Origin of the sequence: Paraburkholderia bryophila (assembly GCF_013409255.1) — a bacterium.
In the GTDB taxonomy this organism is placed as follows: domain Bacteria; phylum Pseudomonadota; class Gammaproteobacteria; order Burkholderiales; family Burkholderiaceae; genus Paraburkholderia.
The window spans coordinates 1302497-1318858 of the sequence record NZ_JACCAS010000001.1; the positions used below are offsets into that span (position 1 = coordinate 1302497).

The window sequence follows — 16362 nt, forward strand, 5'->3', positions numbered from 1 at the left end:
GCCCAACGTCGGTGGTCAGCCTGCCCAGTCGCAAAGACATTTCGAGAACCAGACGATGACCGTGTCGTTCCCGGCATAGCTCATCTGAGCAGCAGCATGACAATGACTGCGACGGTAAATGTAGCTGCCAGAACTGAGACGCCCCCTCCGAACCACATCGCGACGCGGTCGATATTCTTTTGTGATGAAGCGAAGTGGAGTAGCCATTCAGAAAAGGGGTTGAGCTGCTTCATGTCTTACCTCCTTGTGGTTCTGATGATGGGCGAATAGCTGAACCATAATGTGGCGCTGGTGTTCGCTTTGACCATGTGGGGAGCCGATTGATGTCGCTAGGGCCAGATAGCGGCAGTGGCGATATCCTGAGCTAGGAATCATCGGGCGGAGGTCGTCGAAGTACCTGCGACCTCACAGGGTCGTTATCCTCCGTCTGCGCATCCAGCCAGGCTCGCCGCGCGGCGTCCAATCTCTCCCGGTAAGCCTGTACCGAAGCCACTTCGACTTCGACCTCACCGAGTGGGTTTCCCGGCAAAACTTCGAGCAGCGTCCCTGACGCGAGAAGAACGCGGATATGAGAACGGCTCACGAAGAGATATTTCGCGGCTTCTTCAACGGTCATGGTGAACGCCTCCGCCGTTGCTCGCAGCCAACAGTAGCTCACGCGTACGCTGCATCAACCAGGCCATCTCGCCGCGAGAAAAATCCCACTGGCCGGCGCCTACCTTCGCTTTCAGACCTTTCTCGACCCGCTCCAGTGCATCGTCCAGCGACAGGTCAGACGCGGACATCTTTCCCGAGGCGTACTCCGCGAGCTGACCGGAGAGGTCCTCGCACGCGTCATAGCGCGTCCACAACTCTTCGTCTGTGAGACCGGTGTGATATCGCCTGTTCTTCTCGCGCACGAGAAGCTTGGGTTGTGCACCGGGCACGAGTCCAGGCCACGGCTCCCTCGGGAAATCGTCAGGAACCACATGCCGTCTGGTCATCATCTTCTTCCTGACTGCGAACATCGTCAGCATCGCCCCAGTAGGGAGAACCTCGTGGACATTCCGAGACTGCTGTTGAGCCCGGCCGCCTTTGTTTTGGTGCGGCCCAGATTCCGGGTAATGCTGCGGCCGACCGGTCCAGGTCAATGTCGAGCGGATAGTGCCTGAGCAGGCCTAGGGCCACGGTCTGGAAAAGGCCGTTGATGGTTATCTCGTCGGCAGATGCGAGCATCTGCAACAGCTCTCGCGTATCAATAACGGCTTTCGTGCGCTCATGTGGGGTCGTCATAATCAGCTCCGTCGAGCAGACGTTCGGTGACGTCGGTGTACGACGTCACCTCGTACAGCTCGCACCACCTTATCCAGACGTATTCGACATTCAATGACCAGCCTTTCCTGCCGACTAGCTCGTAAATACGTCCGGTCTGAGTCGTGCCCTGCATTGCGACCGGGTCGAACGTCACTATCGGCGAGCTGACACGCCCGGATGAGTCAAACATATCCACGCCAACAAAATGCCGGCCCCCGTCCTCCGTCTCGAATATGCGCCATCGAGACAACGGAATCCGCGGCAATTCGGAAGCGGGGCGTGGTCTCCAGATGGGCATCGCGGTCTCCTGCTGGTGGTGGAAATTCATACCCCTCCAGTTATGTCGTGTCGACCTGGCGGCAATGCGCACGAGTCCGGCTACGTCTCGACCGTCGCATACATCGCCGGTCGGAACGCGCAGGTGGTTCGACGTATCGCCCGCCCCGCATGGTCATCGGAAATCTGTTTTGCTTCGGCCAGTTCGACACCGGACAGCATGTAGACCATGTTTGGCTGCGCATGGTCGCCGCACCTGGTCAGCAGATAGGACTTGGCTTCGCCGCGGCACCTGAATCCCTGCTCAACACCACCCGTTGCAGGTCGGTATGTAGCAGGAAACCCTACTCGCATACGCATGGCGTTGGCGCTCAGCGCTGGATGCCAAGGCAGTTGTGGGACGTCGAAGGATTTCCTGCCTTCTGGAGTCGGCCGAAAAATCACCAGGCCGATGCCAAGATAGCGCCATATTTCCGGTACAAATGTGCCGATAAATTTAGTCTAGCTCACCGATTGAAGAACTCAAGGATTCATCTATTCGGGGCCGCGCTGGCGGTCGCTCAAGTCAACTGCGGCGACAAGGTCCGCGAAGTCGATATAGCTATGGAGGCTGCAACTCCCCAGCACGACGGAGCACTGCAGAAAGAGCGTGAGAGGAATCGCGCCTGTCGAGAATTGAGACGCAAGCGACTTCTCGGTTGTGGCAACTCCGATATCTGCGAGAAGAGAGACGAGTCGGTTCGGCGTAATCCATGGCTTTTCACGCAGTTCGGCCGCAACCACCGCTTGCGCCCGTTCCTCCCACGTTCCGGGAAGAGTTAATGCCTCCAGCCAAAGGCGTGGAGCAAAGGCTTGCGTTACATGGATGATTTGCAGCAGAAGTGTGAGCTTTACCGTGCCGCGAGCGAGGCGCGAGATAAGGGCGCGTTCTGTTTCGCCAACCCCAATGGCAGTCAGCGTTTCGGCCAATCCAGCATAGGTCAATCCCTTTCGCTCAAGCGCGACCCGGATGACACGGGAGGCTAGTCCTCCCCACACCGCATCTTCCTCGCTCACAACAATCCTTGTTTTTTCCGCGAAATCGATTATTTTTACAGATATAAATGTATCGATGGAAACGGTGTTTTTATGGAGTGTTGTTTCCGACGACGGCGCCTCAGGAAGGCGCGCTCTGCGCGATTATCTAGGTCGGAAGCGACAGCGTCTATAGCTCTCAGGCGAGCACCGACAGCTCAGATGCCCGGCCGCCGAAAAATTCAAGCTTCGTTCGTGCCAGACGGATGAAAGACGGCAGCCAACGCTTGGTTCGCGAGAAAAAGAAGAAGTTAAGCCACCAGCGAACCTGTCGCGGCGCGGATGAAATGCCTGTGCTGTTCGTCAACAGACTTGCGAGACATGGCTCGCTTCGGCTACTATGCCTCCCCAAATAACGCGCAGCTATTGGAAATCTAGCATGGATAGATTAATAGTATAGCGAGAAATGCAACGCCCTACAAATCCAATTTTTGTCAAGCAGCTTTCGCTGCGTTGTTGAACTTTTACAGGGACCCCGATAGCGGATTACAGACAGCGGAAAACATCTACGCCCAAAAACAAAACGGCGTCCGGGGCTGCAACCCTGGACGCCGTCTCACGAGGTGCACCCCGAAAGGCACATCTACGCCAAACCACGCGCGTTAGATTACCAGATGGAGTGCGCCGGGGCAAGACACGTCCATTTGGAGGCACTCATGAAGACAACTTATTTGTCGCCGCGCACTCTTGCGCGCAACTTTTCTATCCGCAGCAACATCGCGGCAACCGAAGCTCCGCGAACAAAAACACGGTGGCCGCACACGTCCGCTGGCCGCCGCAAGTCGACGCAGCCACGTTCTCTCGGGCTACCTACGTGGCTGGGCCGAGCCGCGATTAATCCTTGCGAAGGTCAGCGAGCGCCTACTGCCGTCATGCTGTTCTCATCAACTGGTGAGGTGACGCAATGCAGTTGACTGTCGATGAGGCGAGGGACCTGAACAGTGCCCGTCTCTCTGGCCTCCTGGACGACTTCAATCCCTGCGCGCGGTTTCTCAAGGACGTAAGGTCGCTCGACGACGGCTACGACGCAATGGAGTGCATCCCCGCAGAGCGCCTCGGGGAGCGCGGCATTGGCGTAAGTGACCTCCAGATTCCGACGTTCGAGCATGCGCGACTCGCGGTCGAACTATTTGCCTCTGCTCTCGAAAGCGCGGCAGAGCGCAACTTGAATTCCGAAGAGTTCAGACGTAAGACCATCTCCGCGGCCAGGTACATCAATCATCTGACTGACCGGCACGGCCATGCGCTAGAAGCCGCGCCGATTACCGTCGACAGCGCCGGACCGCGTGGTCACTTCGTCATAATTCCGACGGGAATGAGCCAACAGGCACTTCGGAAAGCTTTGCAGCGCGTGTTCGGCAAAGACGGCGAACCCATTAAAATAGCGGTTCCACAAGGTGGGGTGATTCAATACACGCGCCTGCCATCCCTGACCGTGCCGTTCCCAGAAAACGGCGCACCGCGTTCGTTCGGAAAACTCTTCCTTCGCTACTTCGACGACGCCATGAATCTGGCGCATTCAGCCCGCCTGCGCGGCCCTTTCCATCGCGGAGAAGAGGAAGTTGGGCCGGCCTTGCAGGCCTATGCGATTGCGGCAAATCTCGGCGTGCTGATTGTCGAACAAATCGATACGCGCAATGCAAGCACGAAGCTGGCCAAAAGCTTGTGGGCAATCCTTGCTCGTTTCACCGCAGATACCGGCATTCCGATTGTTTGCCTTGCTACACCCGGTGCTGCGGCGGCGCTCTCCGAGCAGAACACTGCGACTACGTTCCTTGCCGGAAAAACCTGGTACAACATTGCGCCGGCACAACGAGGCTCTGCACAGTGGTCCCTGACGTGCGAGTACATCTACTTGACGTATCTGACAGGTTGCATGGGTTTTGCCGAACCGGAATGGTTCGCTGACACCGTGTGGTGGGTGACTTGTGGACGCAGCGAGCTTGCGGTCAAGGTGTGCCTTCATATCGTGAGCGTCAGCCGGAAAGAAGATTTCGAGCGGCCTGGGAAGGACGAATTTCTGAAGTTGGCAAAGGATGCACTCGCCCTTGAATGGCCACATCTCCGTGCCGTCAGGAGACTGGGCGAAGGCGGCTCATTCACCTCTGCCAGCATTCGTAGGCACGGTGACTGGCTTCCCGTCGAGCCGATGATGCAGTCGGTGCCGGGACTGGAAGAGACGAATCCGGTATTTCCAATCACCTACGTGCCAACGCCGGGGGCTAACCATGCTTAGGACCTATGTTCCCGCCACCGCCGGTGAAACCGCGACGAGTCTACTTGAGGCTGCTGCTTTTACGACCGGCACTGAAGCCGCTCGTCGGCTATCTGGACGTTGCTACCGACGTTGTGCCCCGCTAGTCGGGACCCTTCCGTCGCGCGCAAAGCTGTTCTGCGAAGCAACAGAAGATGCATACGGAGCACCCGAACAGGTCGTGTCAGAGTTTTCGCTCGCGCCTTTGTATTTCCAGGGTATGAGCCCTCTAATGCAACGGAAGCTCGTTGCCCAGCTTGTGGACGGGTTGCATTCCCGAACCTGCTGTCCTCGGCTACGGCCGTTCATCCAATGTGGAAATCGCCATGGCTTGCAGTGCCCTGAATGCGCGCGTTTCGCCGCTGAGGTGCATGGGCGCCGCGTTTCGTATTGCATACACTGCATTGATTTCGTTACCCGCTGTCCGGTTCACGAATGCAAGCTGGTCAGCGACGACGATTGCAGCTCCCTCGAAGAGATGCTGGCGTCCCACGCCGGCGAGAATACGGCATGCAATGCAACCCGTTACGCACACGTGGCTCACGCAATGGCGTGCGGATGCTCATCCCAACGGACCAGGGACGGCATACGTCGGCGGCTATGTGAGAAACATTACCTTTCCGGAACCGGACGGTGCCGGCTCGATTCGCTTCGAAGCGCATTCACCGCTGTTTTCTCCGATGGCTTCGAGGACGTTCGTCTGAACGAGCTGCTCGCGAATACGGACATCGCAGCAACCAGCATATACATGCTGAATCGGGAGGAGAGAGCCATCCATCCGGTCTTTCTGATACTGCTTGAATGGCTGTCGGCGGATGTTGACCCGTTGCCCATCAGGTCATGCACAACAAAAACGGGGGGGAGCAATGCGGCACCCGCTATGGATATACGTGACGCGAAGCGCACTGCATGGTTGCGCCATCAAACCGAGTGCGCTGGCATAGGGCGCAAGGAGATTCGGCATCGGCAACCGGCTCTTTGGGTGTGGTTGTATCGACACGACCGTGAGTGGCTGGTCAGCAACCAGGTCGCTCGTCGACGGCGCATGAATCGAAAGCCACGTGCGATGCCGTCGGCGTCGTTCGCACGCGTCGTCTTGTCAAACGAGAGGCCGGTCCGCAGCAGCGCGGCTGGTCGCGAGCCGCTTCCGTCGGCATATCAGACACGTCTCGCCTACGGGATGAATCAATACCTGTTCGACCGTGCAACACAAGCGTTCGGTGGTGCAGGAAAAGCCGCACAGTTGCCCGCCCGTCGCGAGGTCTTCATCGTTCGCAGACTGGAGAGCGCGATTTCGGTCCTTGCTGCGAATGAAATGGCAATGGACGTGGCCTCGGTCGCACGCGAAGCGAGATTGCGGATTTCGACCGTGCTGCGCTATCAACGCGAGGGAGCCCGCTAGACATGCAATCGAATGAAGTTTTTGCATCAATGGTGATGACCTCCATCGCCGACGGTGAGCATTTACCCCTGTACCCGGCGCGCCTTCGTAGCTTCGCGTGCGTTGACCTGACACCAAGTGGACTGCTGTTTCCGAGTGGTATGCGGAGCCTTATTGACCAATTTGGAGATTTGGTTGGACCGCTCGATAAGGTTTTCGCTCGCAATATGCTTTTGCCGTTATTCAAGCGCGCATTGGACCCGGAAGGGCAAGCCTTTCTCGAAGGTCACTGTCTTGACGCGCCAAAAATGGGGCTGCCGGCCGTGGTCGGGCTAAACGGGCCACGCTCTGGCTGGGCGCGCGCTACCGCTGCTTGCTGCCCTATGTGCATCCAGGACGACATCGCCCCGTGCGGCAACCCTTTTTGGAAACGCGACCATCTCGTACCGGGCCTGCTCTTTTGTAGTCGGCATCAACTGCCGCTGCACGTCCCGTGCGAGATGTGTGCCGACTTCAGGAAACATCCGAATCTGACAACGCACCCGGGCAGGCATTGCGGCTGCGGACTGAGGCCTCTCTCGCAGGCGACGGCGTTGTCCGACGCCGACATGGCATCGGAAACGGAGATGGCGAAGGCTGCTTCAAACCTGCTGCAGCCTAACTACTTGCCGCAACTCAATCACATAGGTTTTGCGACCCTTGTTGCAAAATCCGCCAGTGAACTGGGGTTGGTAGAGGAAAAAGGCGTCAACTGGCGGCGCACGGAAGAGTATCTTAAGGATACCCCTCACTCACGTCTAATCTCGCGCACTTCGATTCTGCTCGGACGCGTGCAAGTCGGCGCCGTCCTACGCGGCAAAGCCGTATTCCGAAATCCATTGCAAGGCGTCGCGTTGCTGATTGCACTCTACGGGACCTGGGATGCGGTTGAAGCGGAATGTTTGACCGCGGCATCCGAGGAACGCCAAACTGCGCCCGCGAAGGAAAAGGAGAACGTCAGTCTTCGAAGCACTGCCGCCAGAAACCGTAAATGGGCTGCGAAAAATCACGACCGGTGGTTCGCTCACTACGTTGAGGCGTATCGGGAAGTTCGAAGGATGCATCCCGATGACACTTTCTCTCAACTGATGCGTCGCCTTCCTCGCTGCGCAGGTTATTTTCTGTCTCGCGCAAACATGGTCGCAGCTGGAGAAGACGTACCTACGCGATTTGCCTATGACAAGGCTCTCGACCGGTCATTCTCCGGACACATACGTGCGACGGCAAAGCGGCTTTCTGATGAGGGCTATCGCGGGAGACTTACACAACGCGCCTTGACACGTGGTCACCGAATGGACCTCGCATGGTATCAAATCCGTGACCGATTGCCGCTCGCGAAACTGGCGCTCGCGGAGTGCGAGGAGTCCGAGCCGGCGTATAGACGCCGCCGCTTGATGACGCTTTGCAACTCGGCGACCGTCTTGAAGATGCCGCAATTCACCAAGGGCCAGATTAACGAAATGGACGATGTGGCAGTGCGGAAGTTTCTCAAACACGGAGTCGCACAATGAGCGTCCCCACATCCAGCAGAGAAGATATTGCTGCCTGCGCGGAAAGGTCTGACTATCTCGCGACCAGCACTCTCCAGGCGAAGCGGACGTGGCCGCCTATCGCTGCCCATCGACCACCCGCGAACCAGGGAGCTACCATCGGTGAGTTCAGGCTGTTGAATCTCGCGCGCCCGTTCGTCACGCCGAGAAACATTCGCTTACCACCGACCGACAAGTACGGCTGGCCGCACGGGGTCAACTATGACGCCTTGCTCAAGGCCCGCCAGTCATCGTTGAGTACGCGTACGACATTTCGTGGGCTGAAATTCCGCCGACGCTACGAGGCGTTATCGGGAAATGAGCAGCGCATCCTGTTCTCCCTCGCATTCCATCCGTACGTCATTGATGTGCGGGACCAGTATGGAATCTACGACGTCGCTGCCCTACGCCGCGCACAAAGCAAGCGCGAACTCCTGTTGCGCACAGACCTTATGACCATTGACGTCATCGTTACCTACGTGATGCCGGGCAGCCTGGAGTTGCACTACCACGGTATCTCCATCAAGGACGCGAAATACGTCCCGAACCAGGCGGAACTCGACCGGGAGCAGCGCGAGCGGAACGCTCTCGCGCTTCGTGGATGGACGTGGGAGTTGATGCGTGGCGACGCCATTGGCCAGCGGGAGTTCGTGAATAACTTCGGTATGTATCGAACCGTGCGCGACCAGGATGTGGCTTTGAACTATGACGACGCACATTGGTTTGCGAATGCGTTTCTTAGGAGCAGCGCACGGGGGGCAATGGGCTCCGTGCTTGGACGCATTTCAAGACGCCTTGGCATCAGCGACGATGCCGCGCATCAGCTCTTTGCCGTCGCTGTCTCATACGGTTTCTTGACGGTCGACCATTCGAAAGAGCTAAAGGTGGAGTTACCCATGCACCTGATTCGCTAGCAACAGGCAATCACAGCCGCTCATAGGTTGTCGTCGGGGCCATCCAGATAGCTGGTCATGGCCTCGTTCGGACTCCGATTGTAGAAACATGTCAAATAACATCGATTAGCACACCTAGTTGATAAGAAGCAAAAAATGCAACCCATTTTCTCCGATTTCATTACGCCCCCTGTCCCTAATCCTGAGCAGCTTGCACAGCTGCTCGAGTTTCAATCCGCTACCTGGCCCCACCAGCTTGGCCGATTTACCCCTTTCAAGCGCGAGCGCGATGGCGACTACGTGATTTACCGGTCTGTCGCCTGGAACCCATACGACAAATCCCTCCACGTGCTGCGGGTCACCTCCGGAACACCCAAGGATGTCGGCGCATGGGAAACGTGGCATGAGAGCGCTGACGACAAGCCGCTCGACGACATTTATCTGGTCGATGACACCGTCATGCCCATCGAGATGAAGGGGGCTCGCGACAAGCTGAGACCCAGCGCCATGAAGGGAATGGATAAGCGTATGCGGATTGTGCAGGCGTTCGCGTATCTCGACCCTGTCGGAAAAGGCAACCCTTCCGATTTCATCTTCAATGACCTGGTGGTGGTCAGCGATAGCGCTCGCTCAGTGGCCCTGAAACGCGTAGTCACCGCGCTTGGTCAGCCGCATGGATTCCAGACGGCCATCAGAAAGTTGTTCCACAAATTCGTGCATAACGGCGGCCACCCGAACGCGCTCGCGAAACATACGTTCCGGCAGGGACATCCTAAAATGTCGCGTGTTGGGATAAACAAGATGAAGCCGGGTCCAAAGTCAGCAAGTGAAGTTCGCGTCGCGTCGCGAAACGTAGCGATTGGTGCTGAGAGTCATGAGCGCCGTCATCCCGTTAGGCCGAGCGACGAAACAAAGTTTATTCGCACGTTGGAGCAGCATTGGGCGCGGTTACGTTGCACCATGCGTGAGGCTTATGACCGCATGGTTCTCATGGACTATCCGAAATGGCCGAAACGTCTCATTCCTAGCCTTCGGTCGTTCCGCCATCACGCGACAAAGCGGCTCATCCCTGACCTTTCCCTCAAGAGCCTCAGGGAAGGAAAACGGCTGTCAGCGCAGTACAACGACGCGCGTGTCGGTCAGGCAAGCCATCTCACACAAGGGCTCATTGAGATTCTTGACGTCGACGGCTTCGTTGCGAAGATTGGCGTAGCCGCTCGAATTGGCGCCCGGATTGAAAGTGTCCACATGACGGTAATGTTCGCGGTGTCGCGTCTGTCCGGAGCCATCCTCGGTTACGAGTTAGCCATCAGGGGTGAGAATGCCGAAGCGTTTCGCCGATGCATCGCGTCGGTCTTTCTGCCTAAGGTTGAACGCGCGCAGGAACTCGGTCTCACGTCGACCAAAGGACTGCTTCACGGCAACATTGACGCGATATTCGTCGACAACGGAGCTGGCGCATCCGAGCACGTCATTGTGGCTGCTTGCGATGAGATGGGCCTGATGAGGATGCTGCCGCCTCCCGGACGTGGAGACCTTAAGGGTGTCGGAGAAGGCGTCAACAGCTTGATGATTCTGATGATGCTCGGCGAAGACAGCGCATACACCCGCCGAACCGACCATCTCTCCAAAGATATGCGGCGCCGGAAAGCAAAGGATGTCCCCATTCCATTGGACCAGTTCGAGCGCCTGCTGCTGAAGGCAATCCAGCATTACAACCTGTACACGAACAAAAAGCGGCTTAGGTCACACGCGATGCGAACGGCAGGCGTCGGGCTGACCCCGGAAGCCATCTTCAACTACACCCAGGCACAACGCCGCGGCGACGCCGCTCGCAAGCTTACACCCCGAGAGGTGTTCGAGCGATTTATCCCGTGGCAAACGCGGATTTGTCGGCGAGGTTTGGTCAACTTCATGTCGATGCGCTACACCTCCGATGAACTCGTTGAGCACTTCAATGAGCATGCGAGCCAGCCTGGCAGGCCCACTCCTTTGCCCGCGCGGGTGAAACGTCTGGACGGACACGCCCGAATCCTGCTTTGGCAAAAATCCGATGGTACGACAGCTGTCCTCAACATCGTCGAGGAAGATGCCCGCAATATCGGCTCCGTCACCTGGAAAGGACTGGAGTTCCTTAACGCGGACGATTCGTGGCGAGAAGAAATACTCAAGCCAGCCCGTCGAACGAGTCGCAACCGGGTTACGGGCAGGACTCACTCCAACGTCGTCAAAGCGGACGGCATTCGCGCCGGAAACGAGATGGGCGGACTCGAAGGCGTCAGCGCGAAAAGCGCCAGGGCTAACGCCGAAGGGAAGCAAAACGCCAGGCGGGGTGCCGCCCAGGCTGACGCCTATGGCATTGCGAACACCGGTGTTGAAGTTCCAGGGTCCGAGCCTGCGCGGCGCACAGAGTCCTCACTGGCCGTAGAGTCGTCTTACTTGCAACGACTTGCGCAGCGTCTTTCTCGGCGTATCCCAGGTCAGGAGGCGCTCGAGAAGCGCTGAAGCGAGGCAGATATTTCCGGTCAGGTAACCGGGTATGACCAACACCTTGAAGATTTGGAGCCTTTGCATCGGTGCGATGCGGCTCTACAAACAGGATAATCAAATGGATGAGGTTAAAGAGGTCTTCTTTGCGCCATCAATCGAGTGGTTCAAGGCAATGGCAAAAAAATTGCGTCTGCATATCGGGTGGGACGTCAAACAGTATTACGCGTCGTTGAACCTGCTTGCACGGATTTACGGCTTCGCCAGTTGGCTCGACATCGTTGAATATCAAGGCAGTGCCCATGAATACGTGACCTTCTGGGATTCTGAGCTTGACGAGAGGACTTTCGAAGAGCGACGGTACATGCAAGCTTCCGAGCTGATGCGTACCCTGCAAATTGGGGAGGCAGAGGCCGTAGGAATCCTGGACGAAGTCGCTGTGTCCAGCCAGCGCGCGGCCACGTCAGATTTGACTGAAGGCGACGAAATTAACGAATTTAGTTTCGCGCTTCAGGAGATGCTCGGCGAATACCGTGAGGCGGCGCACGGTCGGAATGCGCAGCCTGCGAAGCCCGTTGTAACCTACAAGAAGCGGCATAGGATGGTCCCCGATGTTGTGGCGCCGAGGGTTCACTAGCGACTTGCTGTTACCTGCATCTCGTGAGGAGGCGAAAGACCGTCCATGCTCGCGGGTTTTACCTCACGCAGCGGTAACGTGATGCAGCGCCCCCCAGCGCTGCATCACCCCATCACTGAGCGACGGTGTTTGCCGGCAAGATGGCGAGTACGAGCCGTTTGCCTACAGCGGGAAGGTCATGGTCGGGAATCGGCGTGAAGAACGGTTTAACTCCAGCCCGCACGACGCACTCAACGTCTTGCAAGTAGGCTAGAAACTCTTCGGCATCGACGGAGTGAACCGCCGCGTCAAGGCCTTGAATAACACCTGCGCGATTCTGCTCTGCGGCCCAGCGTGCTGCAGCAAGGTCCTCGGCCGCCTCATTGATGACGGCGATGGCCTGCGGAGAGAACTGGGGAGATACGTTGACGCGCACCTGCTCGGTCGCGTCCAAGAGGCCTTGCAAGACCTCTGCCGATTGCGCATCGACCCATGCATCACGGGGTATCCGGCCAACCAACTCGTTAAAATCAGACGCTCCGAGGAACGATGCGACCTGGACGAACAATCCGATAGGGTAATCGTCCTCCAGTTCTGCCTCGTCGATTCCAAGGTGTTGTGCCAACTGACTTTTCGACATGCCGCGTTCGTCCAGCAATGTCGCGAGCGCATCGCGATTGACGACGACTGACCCTGGCAAGCCGCTGCCTGCCGGATAGCGTATCGCCGCTGATGGTTTCACCATCGAGCGCAACAGATTCCGCTTTGCAAATTGCTGTGCCCGCTTCAGCAGCGAAGCAGTCGCAGGCTGAGGCGAGGTGTAGTTGACCACGCGCAGAAGTGGTTCGGTTTCCCGAAGCGCATAGACGAGGGGCAACGAGTCATCCCCAATCCGGATAGCCGAACCATCGGCCACGGCGTTTTCGAGCTGCTCGGACGACCACCGCTCGAGCAGCGCAGAATAGACCTCAAGCTCATGGCCAACAGCAATGCGCAGACCGCCGCGCCAGAGTTCAACCTCGCCGCAGTTCTTATGACCCACGTTCCCATACCTCGCGCACGCATAGCCGGCGAGTACGCCAGGGCTTCCCGCATGTTCGACGGTCCGCCGCAGCGACTCAAGGAACGTGGGCATCCCGTCAATCCATTGAGTGACCTGACTTTCGTCCTTGAGCATCAACAATGCGATTGCGTAGCCTGGCTGCAAAACCTCGCCGAACGTGCACATCACCGCCTGCGCGTTGCACGTCAGCGTCGCCGTGAACGGCAGACGCGCGTTCGCCAGAAACAAGTGAATGCTGCCTACAAATGCCCGAGCGGCATCGTCGAAGCGCTCGAACGTGCAGTCCATCGCTCCCCGTTGGCCTTGAGCTGCGAACTGAAATCCGAAAGCCTGCGGCGGTGATTCGTTGCGGTCGTTCATGCCACGCCGGCCGCGCAGCGTCGCAGCGACCTGTGCAGCCTGCATGTGACCCAGTTTCACTCGCTGCAGCTTCAAGTGCTGGCGAAGTGCAGAAACGAGCTGCGCCTCGTCGAGTCCAATAAGCGAATCGACGGTTACACGCGCCGCGTCGAGCGAGAAACTGGACCGAGCAACGAACGAATGGAGAATCGCGGCCTGTTCGGCCAAAGAGGGGTAGGCAAAATTAGACATGAGACGTCCTCAAACCATCGGAGGGCATTCGTTGTCAGGCGGCACGCGTTACCCGAGCGCCCTCCTGGTTAAGGAGTAGTTCACTCAGTGTGGGTGATACGTTCTGGCTTTGCCTGATGCCTTGCGTGCGCGTGACGGGTGCCAACTTACCCGAACGAGGAGTCCTCGCCTTTTTTTAGAATACGCAAGATTTATATCCGGCGTCAATAGCCGGTAGCTGCGTCTCGGCTTCCCTCGTTCCGGTAAGCTCAGGTGTGGTCAACAACCAACGCCTCAATCCCAGCGGCTGTGTCACGTGCTGCTTCCGTAATCTGCCCCAGCAGTATGCTTAGTTCCATGCGCGCACAACCTTGGTCTGCGCTCGGCATGGCAAGAATGCGTCCATGCAGCTCTAGCGCAAAGTCTATGAGTATTTGCAGACGCGCGGCGGAAGGGCCAGGTCCGCAGGTAATCTTCGACAGGTCAGAAGTCATTCAATACCTCACAGACTCGCATCGAATACAACATATCCAGTATTATCGAAGTATTACCTGCCTGACTCACTATGTCCAACAGCAAATCAGTGGCGACGCCGATTGATGTCGCCGTAATCGGCGGCGGCCAGTCGGCATTGGCCGTCGCCTATTTCCTTCGCCGTGCGAGCCTCAGCTATCTTGTGCTGGACGACCAGCCCGCGCCGGGTGGAGCATGGCAGCACGCCTGGGATTCGCTGCACCTTTTCTCGCCTGCACAGTGGAGTTCACTGCCCGGCTGGTTGATGCCGGCCACGCCTGAACAATACCCGTCTCGCGACCACGTCGTTCGCTATCTCGCCGAGTACGAGAAGCGTTACGACATGCCGGTCCTTCGACCCGTGGACGTAACGACGGTGTCACGTCGCGAGGACGGGTATCTTGTATCAACGAACAGCGGCGAATGGCTCGCGAAAGCGGTCGTCAGTGCCACGGGCACGTGGAGCAGCCCCTACATTCCAGACTATCCAGGACAAGGCAGCTTCGAAGGTGAGCAGTTGCACTCGGCGCACTATCGCAACCCGGAGGCGTTCCGCGGAAAGAACGTTTTGGTTGTAGGCGGGGGCAACTCGGGCGCACAGATACTCGCCGAACTGTCGCAGGTTTGTCACGCAACCTGGGTTACGTTGGAAGAGCCCACCTTCTTGCCGGACGACATTGACGGACGCGTACTTTTCGAACGCGCCACCGAGAGATGGAAAGCGCGCGCTGAAGGCCGCCCCGACCCTGCGCCCACCGGCGGCCTAGGCGACGTTGTGATGGTGCCGCTCGTCCGTGAAGCGCGTGAAAGGGGAGCACTGAACTCTGTGCGCCCGTTTTCACATTTTGTGGTCGATGGCGTCGTATGGCCGGGCGGCTCCCGCTCGCATGTCGACGCCGTTATCTGGTGCACCGGCTTCCGGCCAGCACTCGAACATTTACGGCCGCTACATGTCCTCAACGACGCCGGCAGAGTCGATGTAGTCGACTGTCGCTCGGTGCAGGAGCCGGGACTCTGGCTGGTCGGATACGGCGAATGGTGCGGCTTTGCATCAGCCACCCTCGTCGGCGTGATGCGCACAGCTAGGTCGACGGCGGCGCAGATTACCCAATACCTTTCTTCACTATCGGAATCAACATCATGACCGTCACGATTTACCACAATCCGGACTGCGGGACATCACGCAACACGCTCGCCATGATTCGCAATGCAGGAATCGAACCGACCGTCATCGAATACCTGAAAACACCGCCGACGCGTGAAACGCTCGTGGATTTGATTCGGCAATCAGGCCTGACTGTGCGCGAGGTCGTACGTCAAAAGGGTACGCCCTACGCTGACTTGGGACTCGACGACCCGCTCGTGACCGACGACCAACTCATCGCCGCGATGCTGGAGCACCCCATTCTCATCAATCGGCCGCTGGTAGTGACGGACCACGGCGTAAGACTGTGCCGGCCATCCGAGGTGGTACTCGAAATCCTTCCGGAGGCGCAGAACGTGCCGTTCACGAAAGAAGACGGAGAGGTGGTTGTCGACGAACACGGTCGTCGCGTCAAATAGCTTCCGCAGTCTGGAAAGTTTCAACGATACCGCGGAGTGCGTCGTCCCGGGCGCATTTGCGCCACGATTGCCGACGGGAGGGCCGTATGGAAGAAGCTCCGAAAGGATGGGACAGCAACAAAATCGCCAGTTTCTTTGACAGGGCGCGAGGCAACCAGTTTGCAACGTTTGCCAACGAACCTGGTATCTTTGCCCGCTATTCGGACATCGATGAAGGCTTTCGACTCGTTCAGGAGAATGTGCTTCACCGGAGTGCTCACTGGTTCTCTGGATTTTTCATTCTGCGCTCCCATTCGGCATTTCTGGGCGCCTGCCAACTCGTCAGTGGCGGCCAGGTGGTCGAAGCATACGCACTCAATCGCGTCGTCATCGAGCAGGCCCTTTACGGTATCTTCCTGGCACAAAGGCCTGAGCTACGGGAGGTATGGCTCAATCGACATGACAGCCGCGCGGCAAAGGCCGCGGTCAGAACCCAGTTTCGCATCAGCGCAATGCTGGATGTTTTGCGCAACCTGGACCAAACGGAAGCAGATGTCGCTGAGCAACTGTATGAGAGAACCATCGACCATGGGGCTCATCCCAACGAGCGGGCGCTGATGCAGGGAATGGCACACGTCGAAGACGGTGGCGACCTTCACTTTGAGATGAGCTACCTTTTTCCCGAGGGAGCCGTTCTCGATGCATGCAGAAAGACCACCGCGCAATGCGGCGTCTGCGCCCTAGCTATGTACCGGCCACTGTTTCGCGAACGGTACGACATCCTGGACATCACTGGTCTCCTGGACCACCTGAAGCGCGATTTGTAGTCGCG

The 16362-nt window shown here is 57.9% G+C and carries 17 protein-coding genes and 1 pseudogene; 10 read left to right on the forward strand and 8 right to left on the reverse strand.

What is annotated here, in order from left to right:
- Positions 1–80: 80 nt before the first annotated feature.
- The 7 genes from GGD40_RS05815 to GGD40_RS05840 all read right to left on the reverse strand — a co-directional run bounded on the left by GGD40_RS05815 (position 81) and on the right by GGD40_RS05840 (position 2625).
- Positions 81–233: a hypothetical protein gene (locus tag GGD40_RS05815; protein ID WP_179743072.1), complete on the reverse strand. Its 153-nt coding sequence runs from the start codon at positions 231–233 to the stop codon at positions 81–83.
- A gap of 131 nt (positions 234–364) precedes the next feature.
- Entirely contained in the window at positions 365–616 is a 252-nt protein-coding gene (locus GGD40_RS05820; RefSeq protein ID WP_179743073.1) for an excisionase family DNA-binding protein, read from the reverse strand.
- Complete coding sequence (locus GGD40_RS05825) at positions 606–986, reverse strand: hypothetical protein (protein WP_257030353.1); 381 nt, start codon at positions 984–986, stop codon at positions 606–608. The genes GGD40_RS05820 and GGD40_RS05825 overlap by 11 nt, the downstream gene beginning before the upstream one ends.
- Positions 958–1272 carry a BPSL0761 family protein gene (locus tag GGD40_RS36820; protein ID WP_257030354.1) on the reverse strand — a complete coding sequence of 105 codons (315 nt, stop codon included), beginning with the start codon at positions 1270–1272 and terminating at the stop codon, positions 958–960. Before GGD40_RS36820 ends, GGD40_RS05825 begins: the two co-directional genes overlap by 29 nt.
- Positions 1256–1621, reverse strand: a complete 366-nt coding sequence (locus GGD40_RS05835; protein ID WP_257030355.1) for a hypothetical protein — start codon at positions 1619–1621, stop codon at positions 1256–1258. Before GGD40_RS05835 ends, GGD40_RS36820 begins: the two co-directional genes overlap by 17 nt.
- A gap of 50 nt (positions 1622–1671) precedes the next feature.
- Positions 1672–1800, reverse strand: coding sequence for a hypothetical protein (locus GGD40_RS36825; protein ID WP_257030356.1), 129 nt, complete (start codon positions 1798–1800; stop codon positions 1672–1674).
- 303 nt (positions 1801–2103) lie between these two features.
- Positions 2104–2625: a DUF6471 domain-containing protein gene (locus GGD40_RS05840; RefSeq protein ID WP_179743074.1), complete on the reverse strand. Its 522-nt coding sequence runs from the start codon at positions 2623–2625 to the stop codon at positions 2104–2106.
- Positions 2626–3547: 922 nt separating this feature from the next.
- Between GGD40_RS05840 and GGD40_RS05845 the strand changes: the two genes are divergently transcribed.
- The 7 genes and pseudogenes from GGD40_RS05845 (at position 3548) to GGD40_RS05870 (ending at position 11863) form a co-directional block, all read left to right on the forward strand.
- The gene (locus GGD40_RS05845) at positions 3548–4879 is read left to right on the forward strand and encodes a hypothetical protein (protein WP_179743075.1); all 1332 of its coding nucleotides are present in this window, start codon (positions 3548–3550) and stop codon (positions 4877–4879) included.
- A gap of 898 nt (positions 4880–5777) precedes the next feature.
- Positions 5778–5942, forward strand: a pseudogene (locus GGD40_RS37325) (TnsD family Tn7-like transposition protein); the annotation flags it as partial.
- A gap of 135 nt (positions 5943–6077) precedes the next feature.
- Positions 6078–6299, forward strand: a complete 222-nt coding sequence (locus GGD40_RS36835) for a hypothetical protein (protein WP_257030357.1) — start codon at positions 6078–6080, stop codon at positions 6297–6299.
- 2 nt (positions 6300–6301) lie between these two features.
- Positions 6302–7828, forward strand: a complete 1527-nt coding sequence (locus GGD40_RS05855) for a TniQ family protein (protein ID WP_179743077.1) — start codon at positions 6302–6304, stop codon at positions 7826–7828.
- Complete coding sequence (locus tag GGD40_RS05860; protein ID WP_179743078.1) at positions 7825–8760, forward strand: hypothetical protein; 936 nt, start codon at positions 7825–7827, stop codon at positions 8758–8760. Before GGD40_RS05855 ends, GGD40_RS05860 begins: the two co-directional genes overlap by 4 nt.
- A gap of 135 nt (positions 8761–8895) precedes the next feature.
- Complete coding sequence (locus GGD40_RS05865; RefSeq protein WP_179743079.1) at positions 8896–11244, forward strand: hypothetical protein; 2349 nt, start codon at positions 8896–8898, stop codon at positions 11242–11244.
- 34 nt (positions 11245–11278) lie between these two features.
- Positions 11279–11863 carry a hypothetical protein gene (locus tag GGD40_RS05870; RefSeq protein ID WP_179743080.1) on the forward strand — a complete coding sequence of 195 codons (585 nt, stop codon included), beginning with the start codon at positions 11279–11281 and terminating at the stop codon, positions 11861–11863.
- A gap of 112 nt (positions 11864–11975) precedes the next feature.
- Here GGD40_RS05870 and GGD40_RS05875 read toward each other — a convergent pair whose 3' ends face one another.
- Entirely contained in the window at positions 11976–13496 is a 1521-nt protein-coding gene (locus tag GGD40_RS05875) for a hypothetical protein (protein ID WP_179743081.1), read from the reverse strand.
- A 544-nt stretch (positions 13497–14040) separates the two neighbouring features.
- On the opposite strand from GGD40_RS05875, the gene GGD40_RS05880 reads away from it, so the two are divergent.
- From GGD40_RS05880 to GGD40_RS05890, 3 genes are all read left to right on the forward strand, one after another.
- Positions 14041–15132, forward strand: a complete 1092-nt coding sequence (locus GGD40_RS05880) for an ArsO family NAD(P)H-dependent flavin-containing monooxygenase (protein WP_179743082.1) — start codon at positions 14041–14043, stop codon at positions 15130–15132.
- Positions 15129–15551, forward strand: coding sequence for an arsenate reductase (glutaredoxin) (gene arsC, locus GGD40_RS05885; protein WP_179743083.1), 423 nt, complete (start codon positions 15129–15131; stop codon positions 15549–15551). Before GGD40_RS05880 ends, arsC begins: the two co-directional genes overlap by 4 nt.
- An 86-nt stretch (positions 15552–15637) precedes the next feature.
- Positions 15638–16357 carry a hypothetical protein gene (locus tag GGD40_RS05890; protein ID WP_179743084.1) on the forward strand — a complete coding sequence of 240 codons (720 nt, stop codon included), beginning with the start codon at positions 15638–15640 and terminating at the stop codon, positions 16355–16357.
- The last annotated feature ends 5 nt before the right edge of the window (positions 16358–16362 follow it).